We start from the raw sequence: 14,438 nt of genomic DNA, 5'->3' as shown, positions 1-14,438 counted from the left end.
TGCAGTGCATCACTGAGCCCTACAAACCGGACATGACGGCCGATCGAATACCGTCTTTCGAGTACCTGAATCGATGCCTTCAGGTAACATCTTGAGAGCGCCATGCGTGAAGAACTTTGGCTAGGTCGAGATCCAGCGGGTCCGAGGTCCAATGCTTGTAAAACGATGCATCGTCACTTTCAGGTTTCGGCGCCGGTTCATCAATACGTATCCGAGTTGGCATAAGGACGGAATCCCCTAGCAAGATGCACTCGCCACGTCTCAACGTCGAAAACATGCTTGATATCCCACGCACGGAATCTGGCAGTAGATTCCTGACGTAAGATTGATCATCCGGATTCGAGATTCTGAGGCATAGAAAGCTATTACATTGCGACAGGATCGTGGACGAGACCTCTCTGGGCCGTTGACTGATGACCGTCAGGCTAACGCCATACTTTCTCCCCTCCTTTGCAATCCGCTCCGCCGCGTGACGTGCGGCTTCTGAAGTACTCTCCCGCTCATTCAAGTAGATGTGCGCCTCATCCGCAAAGATTGCTATAGGGTGTCTCGCTTTGTTAACACGACGAAACCAGTATGCAAAGTCGAATAAACAGCGCAATATCAAAGATATAACGGATGCGCGAACATCAAATGGCACCGGACTAAGATCAATCACGACAACCTTCTTTCTTTCACCAACCCTCTCGCCCAGAAGGCGCCTAAATAAATCCTCCATTGACGCGCTGCTTTTATATTTCACCGGCTTGAAAATTAAATCATATCGCCGATCATTCAGGCGCGAATCAATACGCATCAACAACCTTGTAAATTGACCGAACAACGGCCCCTGCTTTTCTTTTGAACTGCCAGCCACCATTTCCGTGTCCAGCTTACGGAAACGCTCCAGTATTTCAGAGAAATCAAAAAAAACGGGAGTGTCGATGGTTATCTTTTTAATTCCCAACCCCTGATTTTCGGGGTGATTCTCCTTTGCAGCCTGAAGCAATTCTTTGAATTTCGCGATCTGGTTTGGCGCAGCCGATTCACTTCTGTCGACCATTAAACCCAACAGCTCTTCCGAGTTCATCAGCCAGTACGGAAGCTCTAGGTCGCTTGCCGATATGACGTCAGCATCCTCGTTGAATGCATCTGCATACTCTCCGTGCAAATCGAATAGCACTGCGGTTGCTTGTTTGAAACTGCAAAGCTTCTGTAACAACGACGCAACCGTCCATGACTTGCCTCCACCAGTCTGCCCGAGAATAGCGGCATGCCGCGACAGAAATGCGTCCAAGTTGATCTTGGCCTCTTGCTCCGGCAGCAATGATAGTCGTCCCAAAGCAAAATCACCTTCCGCATAGCTAGTAAAAATCGAATCAAGTAGGCTGGGCGGTGTGGCAAATGCGGGGGCATTAACGGTAGGCAGTACGTCTGAACCTCTCTCGAATTTGCCCGCTGAGTTGATCGTGCCGACAGGCACGGTTGTCAGCAATCGCGACGATGAGTCGACCAGGAGAGTGCCGCCAACTACTGCGTCTTTCACCTCAGCGGCAGATACTCGGCCCTCCTTCATAGAGACGCCTGTTACCATGCAGAGAAGGCGGGCCGAAGGTAGCGCAACCACAACAAACGTACCCGGCTGTCCAATTAGTATCGGTGCAGGCCCCATGCTAGTAGATAGATGCACGGTCATACTGTCAGGCACGCCGCTCTCCCCGTCAGCGCTACTACGAAACTCCATAACCGAAACAATAATTTCGTCCCCGGAAACAGCGCAGACTCTTCCAATCTGATAGTCCATCGTGCACCCCTTCAAAAGGCGGCCGCAAAGGCACTGAACTTCCATAACTCAGTTTTATTGTCTGACACTGAGCCAGCCTTCCATGATGATGTCGAAAAAGCCGCTGAAACTGACGGCAACGATTTAAATGAAGACAGGCCGACAGGCTCAATGTCGCACAATGCAGTCAACCGACATTTCCCGGCGCGCAACGCTGGGAGTAGCAAGGTTTGGTTGATATGTTCATCCCCGAAACTAAAGCCGCAACTAATCAGATACCTGCACTCCGTACCCAGAACGCGGCTCACTTGCGAAAATAACAGATCATACGGATGCGCGAGCGTATCCATGACTTTTCGACGGCGTGGCAATACGATCGTTCTTGGAGTTGTTGCGCCCAATGATCCAGGATGTTGTTCCAGAATCTGCGCGCCCTTCGCAATCCATGACAAGGAGCCGTGAAGCTTTATTAACTTCACCACAAGTCGCGGCTGGGGTGCGAAACGAATTCCGTCAATCGTCCCTCTGACTTGATTGAACTGCCCCACATCGAAGAACCTAGTCGTTGCGCCGCTGAAACCGTTTTCCAACGTAACACCAGCAATCGCAGCCGCCGTCTCAAGCAACAAATCGTAATTGGTTGTGAAAACCCAAACGGTACAAGGTAGCCCAAATGTCCGACGCTGTAGATTTTCAAAGAACTTGATGTGGCAATCCAAAACAGGGTCGACAACACCAAGCAAACTACTTACGATTAATTCTCTAAATCGCTCCTCTAATGCCTGATACGTCGCCTCACCTGAATTCAATGCGTGCGCAATTGTAAAATCGGCCAACTCTTCAATATTCGGCGTTGCACTTGCGTCATCGTAAACTCGTCCGGCCGTGCTCAACACGGTATCAAGTGCGACTCTCTCTGCGCTCGAAAGACACCCGACGACGTTACGCGTCAACTGCGCCATCATCGGATAACCGGCTTCCCGAGACGCGCCAGCCCCGAATAGAAAGCCAATTCCCTCCAGCGACTGAGCCAAGCTTGGCAAGAGGTCGTCAATACCCAGAACCATGTGTCACTCCGCTCGCAGTGGAGTTGCAGTGCAACCTAAGGCCGCAAGGAACGCTTCGCACCACGCCGGCAGTTCACATGTCCACCAAACACTGGAATGAATACCGCGCATGCCACAGCATGCTTATTCTTGCACTTCCAGCAAACAATATGCCCTGCCTTGGCAAATTGCAAAGTTAGTTTGCCAACCCGATTCACATTGACGCAGCGACCGTGCAGCGGCGCGGGGGAGTCTTTTGCGCGCACCGTTCCAGACGGTAGACATTGCTTGCAAAGCACCCGCCCGAACGCTTGAGACGAGGCCGCCTGTCTCCAACTTTGTCTCCAAGAAATTGGGTGTTTTGGAGATACACTTGGAGATAGTCGCCTCTATGCCAGACAAGGCTCACAAGCCGAAACGAGTGTTTGTCTCCAAATCTCCAGATATTTTTGCTTCCGGCGGCACGACAAGGTTACGCACAGCGCCTCCCTTCCCTGATCGAGCCTACGCCGATACGCCTGTTGGTATTTTTGTTGGTATCTACGGAACACCCATGCTGGAATAGCAGATACAGCCAAGCGATATGAATTCTGTCGGGGCACCGCTGCGGGGCGCGTACCCTGCGAGGGCGGTCATTTCTGAGCAGCGTCCCGCGTGACGTTTGCCAACTTCGGCAGCCCATGTTTGCCGGTGGATAACTGCGATGACTTTGTGGTTTTAGTACACAAGTTAGTACACAAGGTAAGGGCGACAGGCCGCTGATCCTTTATGTCATGGGCATTTTTGGAGCATTGCTAGGTTCTGTATTGAGATCGCACGACACCATCAACGCAAGATCGAACCGCCAGCCCAGTTGCCTAACACGGGTTTCCACTGCGCCATGTCCGAAGGCTCGGCCGATTGATCTCGCGCATCGCTTTCCGCGCGTGACCCGGCATCGTCGAAGCCGGTGCTCACTGCGACTGCGCGTTCACGTCACCGGTCTGAGCGATTTTCGTCAAAACCTCCTTTTGATACACGTACCACGAAACGAGACATGGCTTGTCTCGGCAATTTTTTTGACGATAGTTCCATTGCCTTCGCGTGCGTTCGGCGAATGCGGCCTTGTCAGGAACCGCTTCTTTCGCTTGTCGGTAGATATCAGCGAGCTCTCGATCCGAAGCGGCAAGTTCCGGATCATGGCAGATCAGGTATTCGGGAATCGAGTTGGCTTTCGAGCAATCGAAACTCGTTTGCTGCGCAATTGATTCCGTCTGCGAAGCTTGCGTCGTCGATTGCGCCGAAGTCGTCGCCGCGGTATTGGCGGGCGGAACGGAAACGGGTTGCGGCATCGATGGCGACGACTGGCCATACGGTTTCAGTTGGCCCGATAGCGCGTCTTCCAGCATGGCGCCTATCAGCGAATTCGGTACAACGCGAATGGTATCGGTTTTGAGAACCGTCGCGGCGGACATGCTCTGCACTTTCGCAAAATTGCACGGCGCCTGGCATGTCACGCGCGTCGCATAAGTTTCGTTATCCGGATCAAGCATCAGCAACACGTACGTTCCGTCTCGAAATCCGACATAACGCATCATGACGAGAGGCTTCGTTGCTCTGCCGCTGCGAACGTCGTCCTCGCTCAAGGCCGGCTCGTAGCCATACGTACCGTCTTGCTCCATTGCGTATTGGTGAGAAGGCGGCGCGGGCGCAGCGATCGGCGCGGGAGGCGGGGGCGGCGCGTTGTTGGAACTGCTCGCGGACGCCGGCTGTTGCGGGCTCGCCGAAGCAGTGGGCGTTTCCTGCTTGCTCGAGTGGTTGCAAGCGCCAAGCGTCGCCGCCAATAGGCACGACAGCACCGAAGTTCTCATGGCTCACCCCGTCGTATTGTGTTGGTTCTCGTGCCGCCGACAACGTGATTGCCTTTTGATTTTAGTGCTACGCCCGGCGCCGGCAGCGAGGAAAATACGCACTCGAGACGTGGCCGGCCGAAATGAAACTCACTCAACAATTAACAATCTTTCACATTCCTCGGCAGCCGGTTCGACATCGTCAAACACCGCCAAACTTGCCTCGGCGTTTCTCCTAACTCCGTCCTTCTCGTCATACTGACAAGCTTTTCCGAGCCGCTCTGAAACACAAGATGCAAAAGTTACGGCTGGTTGCAAAAGGGTAAAAGACGAACACTCATCCGCTACGTATCCTTCGCACACCAAGACAATGGTTGGGGGGGGTGTCATGAAAACAATCTGGAAGATTCTCGGCCTGACGGCCGCGGCGTCGATCTCGCTCGCCGGCTGCGGTGGTGGCGACGGCGGCGGCAGCAGCAGCGCGCAAACCGGCACGCTGCATGTCGCGATGACCGACGCGCCGTCGTGCGGCTTCGATCACGTCTACGTGACTGTCTCGAAGGTGCGCGTCAACATGAGCGCGCAAGCGGGCGACAACGATTCCGGCTGGACCGACGTCGCGCTCGCGACGCCGCAGAAGGTCGACCTTCTGTCGCTGACCAACGGCGTGCTCGCCGACCTCGGCCAAAGCGCGCTGCCGGCCGGCCAGTACCAGCAAGTGCGGCTCGTGCTCGCGCAGAGCCAGGGCAATACGCTCGCGAACTCGGTCGTGCCGACGGGCGGCACCGAGCAGCCGCTCGCCACGCCGAGCGCGACGCAAAGCGGCTACAAGATCATCACGCCGTTTACGGTTCAACCGAACACGCTCGTCGATCTCGTTCTCGACTTCAACGCGTGCAAGTCGATCGTCCAGCGCGGCAACGGCGCGTATGCGCTCAAGCCAGTCGTGACCGCCACGCCGACCGTCGTCAGCGGCGCGATCGACGGCTATGTCGCGCCGAACGAAGCCGGGGCGACGGTCTACGCCGAGCAGAACGGCCAGGTCGTCAGGGGCACCATCGCCGACAGCAGCGGCCACTTCGTGCTGACGCCGCTCGTGCAGAGCTCGACGAACGGCAACTACGACATCGTGATCGCGCAGAACAACGTGGCGACCGGGATCGTTCGTTCGGTGCCCGTCGTCGTGAACACGACGACGTCGGTGTCGACTTCATCCGTGCCGATCACCCTGCCCGCATCGACGATGAACGTCGTGAGCGGCACGGTCACGGCGAGCGCCGACGCGATCCTCCGTGCGCTGCAGATGGTGAACTCGCTGCCGTACGAGGTTGCATCGACGAACGCGAATCTCGACACGGGCGCCTACGCGCTGACGCTGCCGACCGCGGCGCCGATCGTCGGCACGTATTCGGGTTCGCTGCCCGTCGCGATGAGCGCGGCGCTGAGCGCTGCCGGCCAGTACACGATCGAAGCCGATGCGGCGAACGGCGCGACGCAGCAGCAGCCGGCGAACATCGCCGCAGGCTCGGTCGCGAACGTCAATTTCGGGTTCTAATCGTCGGCAATACGAACGGAAGGGGCGCTGCTCCTTCCGCCTTCATCACAAACGGGGAAACAACATGAAGAAAATCATCATCGCGCTGGCGGTTTCCACAGGTGTCCTGAGCGGCTGCGCAGTCTACGTGCCGGATCAGCCGGGCGTCATCATGGCGCCGCAAGGCGGCCCGGGCAATGGCTTCTGCCCGCCGGGACAAGCGAAGAAGGGAAATTGCTGAGTCTCGCGAGCACGTGTACCAAGGCGCCTTCGGGCGCCTTTTTCGTGTCCGAACGCGGGGTATCGAGGATTGGCGGGATGTGCGGCGGTTCGACTCGGATCGGCGTGTTTCGATGCGCGCGTGAAGCGAAGCGCGGCACGTGACGCACGGCGCGCAGCGCCTCGGCGGCAAGCTCGCGGCCTGACGTGCGACGGGAATGGCGCGTCGAACGAATCACGCGTGCGTGGCAGGAGCGCCGATGCGGCGCGTACTTGCCGCTTTCGCCGAGCGGCGGCGCGGCGGATGTCCTCGTATGCGGCCAATCCGCGCGCGGCTGGTGCGCGGACGTCTCGACGCCGTCAGTGCCCTCGCCGCAGGAGCCGCCACGGGTGGCGCCAATCGACATGCGGTGCGTGCTCGTCGCGCGGATGCTGCAGGCGATGTTCCTGCCAGAGTTCGTCCGAATACAGCACCGCGACGATGAGAAGCGGGAGTACGAGAAAAACGCCCAGTATCACTTGCTCGATCACGATAGTCTCCATCGCGGGGCGGGAACCCTCGCTTAATTTTAGACTCTGTACCAAAGCCCACAGTCATTTTCCGTCGATGCTTTCTTCGACGCACTCCGCGCTTGTACGGGTGTCCATGCCGCCCCCACGCCGCCCCTCGAATGACTCAAGGACAATCAACATGCAAATCCAGAACGAACAACACACGCTCGCACTGAGGCCGCTCGAGCGTCAGGACCTGCGTTTCGTGCACGAACTGAACAACGACGCGAAGATCATGCGTTACTGGTTCGAAGAGCCGTACGAAACGTTCACCGAGCTGTCGCAACTGTACGACCAGCACGTGCATGACCAGCGCGAGCGCCGCTTCGTCGCGTTCGATTCGGATGACGAACTTGTCGGTCTCGTCGAACTGATCGAGCTCGACTACATTCATCGCCGCGGCGAGTTCCAGATCATCATCGCGCCGAACCGTCAGGGCCGCGGCTACGCGACGCGCGCGACCCGGCTCGCCGTCGAATATGCGTTCAAGGTGCTGAACCTGCGCAAGCTGTATTTGATCGTCGACAAATCGAATGCCGCGGCGATTCGGGTTTACGAGAAATGTGGTTTCAAGCACGAAGCCGAATTGATCGAAGAGTTTTTCGGCAACGGCCAATATCACAACGCATTGAGAATGTGCATTTTCCAGCGCGATTATTTCGAGACCCAACAGGGTGCGGAATTACACGGGGGCGAATAAAGCCGGCCGGCGTGTACGGCGGCGCGCCGCGCCAGCCGGGGCGCTTGAAGGCTGGCGACGGAACGGATGCCGGGTGCGAACGCACCTGGCATTTTTTTTGAATTTCGCTGATCAGAAGATTCTCATGTGGCGGTGCGAAATTTCTTGACGAATTTATGTGCGGCGCATCAAATCGATAAGCGGCGCCTTTTGAATTATCCAACTCGTTCATCGTGAGAAAACCCGTGCGACCGGAAGGCTTGCAGCGCAAGACTTTTGGGCATCCGAAAAATCGGGAATACGGATTTGCGCCGTGGCGGAGCGCAGCGGCAGGCTGCGCGAACAGGGCTGCGGAGCGGGTGCGGCAATCCGTCGCTATTGCGGTCGCACAACGAATGTGCTTGCGATCGCCTTCGCTTTTCCTAGCATGAGAAGACGCGGGTCGACGCAAGCCTTTAAATACATACCTAACCCGAGCTCATGACCCGAGCGATTGGGAGACACGACATGATGAAGCGAACCGGTCTTTTACTGGCACTGACGAGCGGCATCGTTGCATTTTCGGTGGCGCAGGCCAATGGCGATGCGCCGCTCAAGCCGCAGCAGGAAATCCAGCTGACGAAGAACGCTTGGGGATGCCTGTCGAAAGACAATCTGGATTCCGTACTGAGCCACGAGCGCGACGGCCAGTCTCAGGCGAGGCAGCAGTATTTCGACGACTATCGCTGCCTGTCGGTGCCGGAGGGACAGCGCTTCCGGGTCGTGAGCGTCGACGAGGGCGACGTGCAGTTCGTGAGCGCCGAGAACAGCGACCAGCAAGGCCTCTGGACCGACGCGCGCTTCATCAAGCAGTAACGCGTTCGCTTTCGGCGGCGCGTTCGGCACGGGCCGAGCGCGCCGAGTTCGTACGGCCCGGTGCATGTCGGGCCGTTGCGCGTTTACGGCCGCCGTCGGCGGCGACGCGTGCGAGCGGTCGCGCGAGCATCGCGCATTCGGTATCATCACGCCCCGACCCGAATCAACGGCCCGTGCGGGCCCCGATGCCGAATGGCGCTCAAATCGACGATCTACAAGGCGGAGCTGCAAATCGCCGACATGGACCGGCACTATTATGCCGATCATTCGCTCACCGTCGCCCGTCACCCGTCCGAAACGGACGAGCGGATGATGGTGCGCATCGCCGCGTTCGCGCTGTTCGCGCATGAGCGGCTCGAGTTCTGCAAGGGGCTGTCGGATATCGACGAGCCCGATCTCTGGCAAAAGGACCTGACCGGGGCGATCGAGACCTGGATCGACGTTGGCCAGCCGGATGAGCGCCGCATCGCGAAAGCGAGCGGCCGCGCCGAGCGGGTGAACGTCATCGCGTACGGCGGGCGCACGTCCGACATCTGGTGGCAAGGCGTGCGCGGCAAGGTCGAGCGGTTGCGCAACGTGCAGGTGACGTCGCTCGCGGAGGGCGTCGCGGCGGCGTTGGGCGGTTTCGCCGAGCGCACGATGCGTTTGCAGTGCATGATTCAGGACGGCGCCGCGTGGCTGTCGAGCGCGACGCACGATCCGGTCGCGATCGAGTGGACGACGCTGAAGGCTCGCGAAGACGCTTGAGCGGGTGGTTGGCGGCGCAGGCGGCCGCGCGTTGCAGCTTGCCAGCCGGGGCGGTTAGCCTGCTCTGCTTTCTGCTTTCTGCTTTCTGCTTTCTGCTTTCTGCTTTCTGCTTTCTGCTTTCCGCTTTCCGCTTTCCGCTTTCCGCTTTCCGTCCGCCGTCCGCCGTCCGCCGTCCTCCGTCCGCCGTCCGCCGATTCCGGATTTCAGGTTCCCGCGTTCGGGAGGAGAATTGCCCGCCTTGCGCCGGCGCCGTGTCGTGGCGCTCAGCACGCGACGGCTTCAGGCGGCCCTTTGAGCTCGACCATATTGCCTTCCGGATCGAACAGGTAGATCGACGGCCCGTAGCCGTCCGCGCCGTAGCGCCGCGCGGCGTCGCCCGGCCGCGCGCCGTGCGCGGCGAGATGCGCGTGCAGCGCGGCAGCGTCGAACGGCTCGATGCGCAGGCACAGATGATCCATGTTCCGCCCCTTTCCCGGCGTCCCGCTGTCCGCACGGTCGATCGGCGCGCCGGCCGCGAGCAGATCGATCAGCGAGCGCCCCGCACGCAATTGGACGAGCCCCAATTCCCGCTGCTCCTTCTCGACATGACAGCCGAGCACTTCGCAATAGAAACGGGTCATCGCCGCCAGATCGGCGGCGCGCAGCACCACGTGATCGATCTCGTGGATGTGGAATTTCATCGGGGACGTCTCCTTCGGGGGGAGTCCTACCGAGTGTAGACGGTCCGTGCGGCGCACGAGCGGGCGGTGCAAAATCGATGGACGAAAAAAAGCCCGTTCGCAATTGAACGGGCTTAATCCATATCAGGAGGAGACATGGAGGAGACAGTTCCAACTATACACATCCGGATGGTGCGACGCAATATTCCTAGTGTAAAAAAACGTCAGGACGGCAATCTGTCGCATCCGCACCGCAACAAAATGGGGCAGAGGCGACGCTCGCGCGATAGTTGGCGCAACGAAGCGAACGATTGTGTGTCATTCGTGTGACGATGATTCGAATGAGAGCGCAAGAAACAGCGCGTAGGCGGCGGGAGCGGCGTCTACAGTGACAGGCATCCGTTCCGTCTTTGCGAGGTCATCATGAAGAAGCCAGCCTATTCGACCGACGACGCGCGCTGGGCCGCGCTCGTCGCGCGCGATGCCGACGCCGACGGCGCGTTCTGCTACGCGGTCAGGACGACGGGCGTGTTCTGCCGGCCGTCGTGCGCGTCGCGGCTGCCGAAGCGCGAAAACGTGTCGTTCTTTGCCGATACGGGCGCCGCGCGCGCGGCCGGCTATCGCTCGTGCAAGCGTTGCCGGCCCGAGGGGTTGCCGCGCGAGCTCGAGATCGTCCATCGCGCGTGCGCGGTGCTCGACACCCATCGCCAGGACCGGTTCACGCTTGCGCAACTAAGCGATGCCGTTCACGTGAGCCCGTTTCATCTGCAGCGGCTCTTCAAGCGCGTCGTCGGCGTGTCGCCGCGCCAGTATCAGGCCGCGCAGCGCGGCGCGGCGCTGCGCGACGCGTTGCAAAGCGGCGTCGCCGTCACGCGAGCGGCCGTCGACGCGGGCTTCAATTCGCCGTCTCGGCTCTACGAATCGGTGCCGCGCGAGCTCGGCATGTCGCCGTCTGCGTTTCGCCGCAAGGGCGCCGGGCTCGAGATCGACTACGCGACGGCCGACACGCGGCTCGGCGTCGTGCTCGTCGCGGCGACGAGCAAGGGCATCTGCAGGATTGCATTCGGCGACGCTGCGACGCCGCTCGTCGACGAGCTGAAAGCGGCGTTCGCGAATGCGCGAATCGTCGAGTCGGCCGAGCGGATCGCGCCTTTCGTCGAGCAGATCGACGCGTATTTGAACGGCGCGCGCCGGCGTTTCGAGTTGCCGCTCGATCTCGCCGCGACCGAGTTCCAGCAGCGCGTGTGGGATGCGTTGCGTCGGATTCCTTACGGCGAGACGCGCAGCTACACGCAGATCGCCGAGGCGCTCGGCGCGCCGCGCGCCGTGCGGGCGGTCGCGAGCGCGTGTGCGTCGAACCCGGTTGCGCTCGCGATTCCGTGCCATCGCGTCGTGCAAAAGGGCGGCTCGCTCGCCGGCTATCGATGGGGCCTGCCGCGCAAGGCGGCGCTCCTCGATGCGGAGGCGCAACGCGCGGCGGGCGAGTCCGCCGCCGCGCTCGCCGTGGACGACGCAGCTTGAGCGCCGCGGTTCGACCAGCCGCTCCGCGGCCCGGCAGCGTCGCGCTCGAACTGCCGTTCAAATCGCCCTACGATTGGCGCCGCGTGCTGCGCTTCTTCGCCGGGCGCGCGATTCCGGGCGTCGAAGCGGTGGAGGGCGACGCGTATCTGCGTACGATCGACTATCGCGGCGTGACGGGCGCGCTGACGGTGCGCAAGCATCCGCGTAAGCGCTGTCTCGTCGCGCTCGTCGAAGGCGACGCGGCGCGGCGCGCGGACGCCGCGTTCGCCGAGCGGCTCGCGACGATGCTCGATCTGCACGCCGATCCCGCCGCGATCGGCGCGCATCTCGCGCGCGACGCCTGGCTCGCGCCGCTCGTCGATGCGGCGCCCGGCTTGCGCGTGCCGGGCGCGTGGTCGGGCTTCGAGCTGATCGTGCGGGCGATCGTCGGCCAGCAGGTGAGCGTGAAGGCCGCGACGACGATCGTCGGGCGACTCGTCGAGCGCGCGGGCGAGCGGCTCGCCGATCACCCGCAACGCGCGACCGGCTGGCGTTTTCCCGAACCCGCCGCGCTCGCCGCGTGCGATCTGTCGCGCATCGGGATGCCGGGCAAGCGCGTCGCGGCGCTGCAGGGCGTTGCGCGCGCGGTCGCCGCGGGCGACGTGCCGCTCGACGCGTACGCGGCCGATCCGGCCGGTGTGCGCGCCGCGCTGCTCGCGCTGCCGGGGATCGGCCCGTGGACCGTCGAATACGTCGCGATGCGCGCGTGGCGCGACGCCGACGCGTGGCCCGCGACCGATCTCGTGCTGATGCAGGCGATCGTCGCGCGCGACCCGGCGCTCGACCGTCCGGCGAGCCAGCGCCGCCGCACCGATGCGTGGCGCCCGTGGCGCGCGTATGCGGCGATGCATCTGTGGAACGAGATCGCCGAGCGTGCCGGCGCGGCGCGCGGCGGATAGCCGCCGACCAGACGCCGACGCCCGCCGGACGCGGTGGGCGTGAATCGTCCGGCAACGCCCGAGGGCAGGTCAAGCGAGCCTTTCGGCGAGATGTTAAAGTGCCCGCTACCATCAATCCCGCCAGGTGGTCCGCGCGCGTCGCGCGGCTGCCGAGCCCGCACTTGCATCGATGCCGAACAACATGACTTCCCGACAGACAGACTTGTTGCAGCAACGCCTCGCCGTGTTGAGCACGAGCCCGACGCGCGAGCAGCTACCTGACGGCCTGCGCGGCATCGAGAAGGAAAGCCTGCGCGTGACGCGCGACGGGATGATCGCGTTCACGCCGCATCCGCGCGCGCTCGGCTCGGCGCTCACGCATCCGTCGCTCACGACCGACTATTCGGAAGCGCTCGTCGAGCTGATCACGCCCGCGGAGCGCGACGCTGCGACGACGCTCGAGCGGCTCGACGAACTGCATCGCTACGTCTACGCGTCGATCGGCGACGAAATGCTGTGGACGGATTCGATGCCGGGCCTTTTGCCCGCCGACGACGAAATCCCGATCGCTTACTACGGCACGTCGAACATCGGACGCCTGAAGACCGTCTACCGGCGCGGCCTCGCGTATCGCTACGGGCGCACGATGCAGTGCATCGCGGGAATTCACTACAACTATTCGCTGAGCGAGGAAGTCTGGCGGCGGCTGCACGCGGAGGACGGCTCGACCGCGAACATGGTCGACTATCAGTCCGAGCGCTACCTCGCGCAGATCCGCAATTTCCGCCGCACGAGCTGGCTGCTGATGTACCTGTTCGGCGCGTCGCCCGCGCTCGATCTCGGTTTCCTGCGCGGCCACCCGCACAAGCTCGACACGTTCGACGCCGCGACGCTGTATCGCCCGCATGCGACGAGCCTGCGGATGAGCGACCTCGGCTACTCGAACACGACCGCGCAGGCCGCGCTGGAAGCCGACTACAACACGCTGCAGGGCTACCTCGACGCACTGTCGAAGGCGGTCAGCGAGCAGTACCCGCCGTACGAGGCGATCGGCACGCACCGCGACGGCGAGTGGATTCAGATCAACACGAACGTGCTGCAGATCGAGAACGAGTTCTACTCGACGATCCGGCCGAAGCGCGTTACGTACTCGGGCGAGCGGCCGCTGCACGCGCTCGCGTCGCGCGGCGTCCAGTACATCGAAGTGCGCTGCCTCGACATCGATCCGTTCGAGCCGACGGGCATCTCGCTCGACACCGCGCGCTTCATCGACGCGTATCTGCTCGTCTGCGCGCTCGCCGAGAGCGCGCCGCTCACGTGCGACACGTATCGCGAATCGAATGCGAACTTCGGCCGCGTGACGATGGAGGGGCGCAAGCCGGGGCTCGAACTGACGCGCGACGGCGCGGCCGTGCCGATGCGCGCTTGGGCCGACGAAATCTTCGCGCAGATCGAAGCGGCGGGCCGCGTGCTCGACGACATTCGGGGCGGCGATGCGCATGCGCGCGCGATCGCCGCGCAGCGCGCGAAGCTCGACGATCCGGAGCGCACGCCTTCCGCCCGCGTGCTGCGCGCGATGCGCGAGAACGGCCAGTCGTTCCTCGAGTTTGCGCGCGCGCAAAGCGAAGCGCATGCCGCGTATTTCCGCGGCCGTCCGCTCGACGAGGCCGCGATGCGCGATGCGCAGGCGCTCGCCGAGCGCTCGCTCGACGAGCAGACGGAACTCGAAGGGAAGAACGCCGGATCGTTCGACGCGTTCGTCGCCGCGTATCGCGCTTATACGTTGAATCGGTTCAGCGTGTGAGGGAGCGCGGGCGCGCGCCAGGCCGGCACGCGCGTGAGCGTGAGCGTGTGCGTGTGCGTGTGCGTGTGCGGCGCGAGGGCATGATGTCGACGGGCGGCGTGTTGGTGCGTATGCGTGTTGCGGCTATGCTTGCCGCCGCTTCGCCGCTTCGCCGCTTCGCCGCTTCGCCGCTTCGCCGCTTCGCAACGTCCCCGTCCATTGCGACCCTCCGCCAACGCCTGAGCGCCGCCGATAAACCGCCGAAGGTCGCGCGGCTTACCTGCATGCGCACACGCCTCGCCGCGCTCAACGCCATGATTGGAGCCAACGCCCTC

The 14,438-nt window shown here is 61.8% G+C and carries 13 protein-coding genes; 8 read left to right on the top strand and 5 right to left on the bottom strand.

Annotation, left to right across the window (positions count from 1 at the left end):
- Positions 1-79 precede the first annotated feature (79 nt).
- From WS78_RS19480 to WS78_RS19470, 3 genes are all read right to left on the bottom strand, one after another.
- Positions 80-1,783 carry an ATP-binding protein gene (locus tag WS78_RS19480; RefSeq protein WP_197419425.1) on the bottom strand — a complete coding sequence of 568 codons (1,704 nt, stop codon included), beginning with the start codon at positions 1,781-1,783 and terminating at the stop codon, positions 80-82.
- A gap of 11 nt (positions 1,784-1,794) precedes the next feature.
- Complete coding sequence (locus WS78_RS19475; protein WP_082717311.1) at positions 1,795-2,829, bottom strand: SIR2 family protein; 1,035 nt, start codon at positions 2,827-2,829, stop codon at positions 1,795-1,797.
- Between the two features lie 932 nt (positions 2,830-3,761).
- Complete coding sequence (locus WS78_RS19470; RefSeq protein WP_059583704.1) at positions 3,762-4,469, bottom strand: lysozyme inhibitor LprI family protein; 708 nt, start codon at positions 4,467-4,469, stop codon at positions 3,762-3,764.
- Between the two features lie 556 nt (positions 4,470-5,025).
- Between WS78_RS19470 and WS78_RS19465 the strand changes: the two genes are divergently transcribed.
- Both WS78_RS19465 and WS78_RS19460 read left to right on the top strand, forming a co-directional pair.
- Positions 5,026-6,192, top strand: a complete 1,167-nt coding sequence (locus tag WS78_RS19465; RefSeq protein WP_059583705.1) for a DUF4382 domain-containing protein — start codon at positions 5,026-5,028, stop codon at positions 6,190-6,192.
- 64 nt (positions 6,193-6,256) lie between these two features.
- Entirely contained in the window at positions 6,257-6,412 is a 156-nt protein-coding gene (locus WS78_RS19460; protein ID WP_038754640.1) for a lipoprotein, read from the top strand.
- A 338-nt stretch (positions 6,413-6,750) separates the two neighbouring features.
- Here WS78_RS19460 and WS78_RS37160 read toward each other — a convergent pair whose 3' ends face one another.
- On the bottom strand, positions 6,751-6,921 hold the full coding sequence (locus WS78_RS37160) for a hypothetical protein (protein WP_162836179.1): 171 nt from the start codon (positions 6,919-6,921) through the stop codon (positions 6,751-6,753).
- A gap of 160 nt (positions 6,922-7,081) precedes the next feature.
- On the opposite strand from WS78_RS37160, the gene speG reads away from it, so the two are divergent.
- The 3 genes from speG to WS78_RS19440 all read left to right on the top strand — a co-directional run bounded on the left by speG (position 7,082) and on the right by WS78_RS19440 (position 9,223).
- Complete coding sequence (speG, locus tag WS78_RS19450) at positions 7,082-7,642, top strand: spermidine N1-acetyltransferase (protein WP_038754642.1); 561 nt, start codon at positions 7,082-7,084, stop codon at positions 7,640-7,642.
- A 486-nt stretch (positions 7,643-8,128) separates the two neighbouring features.
- Positions 8,129-8,476, top strand: a complete 348-nt coding sequence (gene sap1 / locus WS78_RS19445) for a surface attachment protein Sap1 (RefSeq protein ID WP_038754645.1) — start codon at positions 8,129-8,131, stop codon at positions 8,474-8,476.
- Positions 8,477-8,668: 192 nt separating this feature from the next.
- Positions 8,669-9,223: a YaeQ family protein gene (locus tag WS78_RS19440; RefSeq protein ID WP_038754648.1), complete on the top strand. Its 555-nt coding sequence runs from the start codon at positions 8,669-8,671 to the stop codon at positions 9,221-9,223.
- 263 nt (positions 9,224-9,486) lie between these two features.
- Here the strand turns inward: WS78_RS19440 and WS78_RS19435 are convergent, their stop codons facing one another.
- Positions 9,487-9,903, bottom strand: coding sequence for a VOC family protein (locus WS78_RS19435; RefSeq protein WP_038754650.1), 417 nt, complete (start codon positions 9,901-9,903; stop codon positions 9,487-9,489).
- Positions 9,904-10,305: 402 nt separating this feature from the next.
- On the opposite strand from WS78_RS19435, the gene ada reads away from it, so the two are divergent.
- From ada to gshA, 3 genes are all read left to right on the top strand, one after another.
- Positions 10,306-11,403: a bifunctional DNA-binding transcriptional regulator/O6-methylguanine-DNA methyltransferase Ada gene (gene ada, locus WS78_RS19430; RefSeq protein ID WP_059583707.1), complete on the top strand. Its 1,098-nt coding sequence runs from the start codon at positions 10,306-10,308 to the stop codon at positions 11,401-11,403.
- Complete coding sequence (locus tag WS78_RS19425; RefSeq protein ID WP_059583710.1) at positions 11,400-12,341, top strand: DNA-3-methyladenine glycosylase family protein; 942 nt, start codon at positions 11,400-11,402, stop codon at positions 12,339-12,341. The genes ada and WS78_RS19425 overlap by 4 nt, the downstream gene beginning before the upstream one ends.
- A gap of 169 nt (positions 12,342-12,510) precedes the next feature.
- Positions 12,511-14,124: a glutamate--cysteine ligase gene (gene gshA, locus WS78_RS19420; RefSeq protein ID WP_038754673.1), complete on the top strand. Its 1,614-nt coding sequence runs from the start codon at positions 12,511-12,513 to the stop codon at positions 14,122-14,124.
- Positions 14,125-14,438: the final 314 nt, after the last annotated feature.

It is taken from the genome of Burkholderia savannae, from assembly GCF_001524445.2.
GTDB lineage: Bacteria > Pseudomonadota > Gammaproteobacteria > Burkholderiales > Burkholderiaceae > Burkholderia > Burkholderia savannae.
This window is presented reverse-complemented; position numbering and strand designations above follow the sequence as displayed.

Excerpts from the sequence above, each read along its gene's own strand:
- WS78_RS19480 (WP_197419425.1), bottom strand. The coding sequence starts at position 1,783 with ATGGACTATCAGATTGGAAGAGTCTGCGCTGTTTCCGGGGACGAAATT.
- WS78_RS19440 (WP_038754648.1), top strand. The coding sequence starts at position 8,669 with ATGGCGCTCAAATCGACGATCTACAAGGCGGAGCTGCAAATCGCCGAC.
- gshA (WP_038754673.1), top strand. The coding sequence starts at position 12,511 with ATGCCGAACAACATGACTTCCCGACAGACAGACTTGTTGCAGCAACGC.
- WS78_RS19460 (WP_038754640.1), top strand. The coding sequence starts at position 6,257 with ATGAAGAAAATCATCATCGCGCTGGCGGTTTCCACAGGTGTCCTGAGC.
- WS78_RS19475 (WP_082717311.1), bottom strand. The coding sequence starts at position 2,829 with ATGGTTCTGGGTATTGACGACCTCTTGCCAAGCTTGGCTCAGTCGCTG.
- sap1 (WP_038754645.1), top strand. The coding sequence starts at position 8,129 with ATGATGAAGCGAACCGGTCTTTTACTGGCACTGACGAGCGGCATCGTT.
- WS78_RS19470 (WP_059583704.1), bottom strand. The coding sequence starts at position 4,469 with ATGGAGCAAGACGGTACGTATGGCTACGAGCCGGCCTTGAGCGAGGAC.
- speG (WP_038754642.1), top strand. The coding sequence starts at position 7,082 with ATGCAAATCCAGAACGAACAACACACGCTCGCACTGAGGCCGCTCGAG.
- ada (WP_059583707.1), top strand. The coding sequence starts at position 10,306 with ATGAAGAAGCCAGCCTATTCGACCGACGACGCGCGCTGGGCCGCGCTC.
- WS78_RS19465 (WP_059583705.1), top strand. The coding sequence starts at position 5,026 with ATGAAAACAATCTGGAAGATTCTCGGCCTGACGGCCGCGGCGTCGATC.
- WS78_RS19435 (WP_038754650.1), bottom strand. The coding sequence starts at position 9,903 with ATGAAATTCCACATCCACGAGATCGATCACGTGGTGCTGCGCGCCGCC.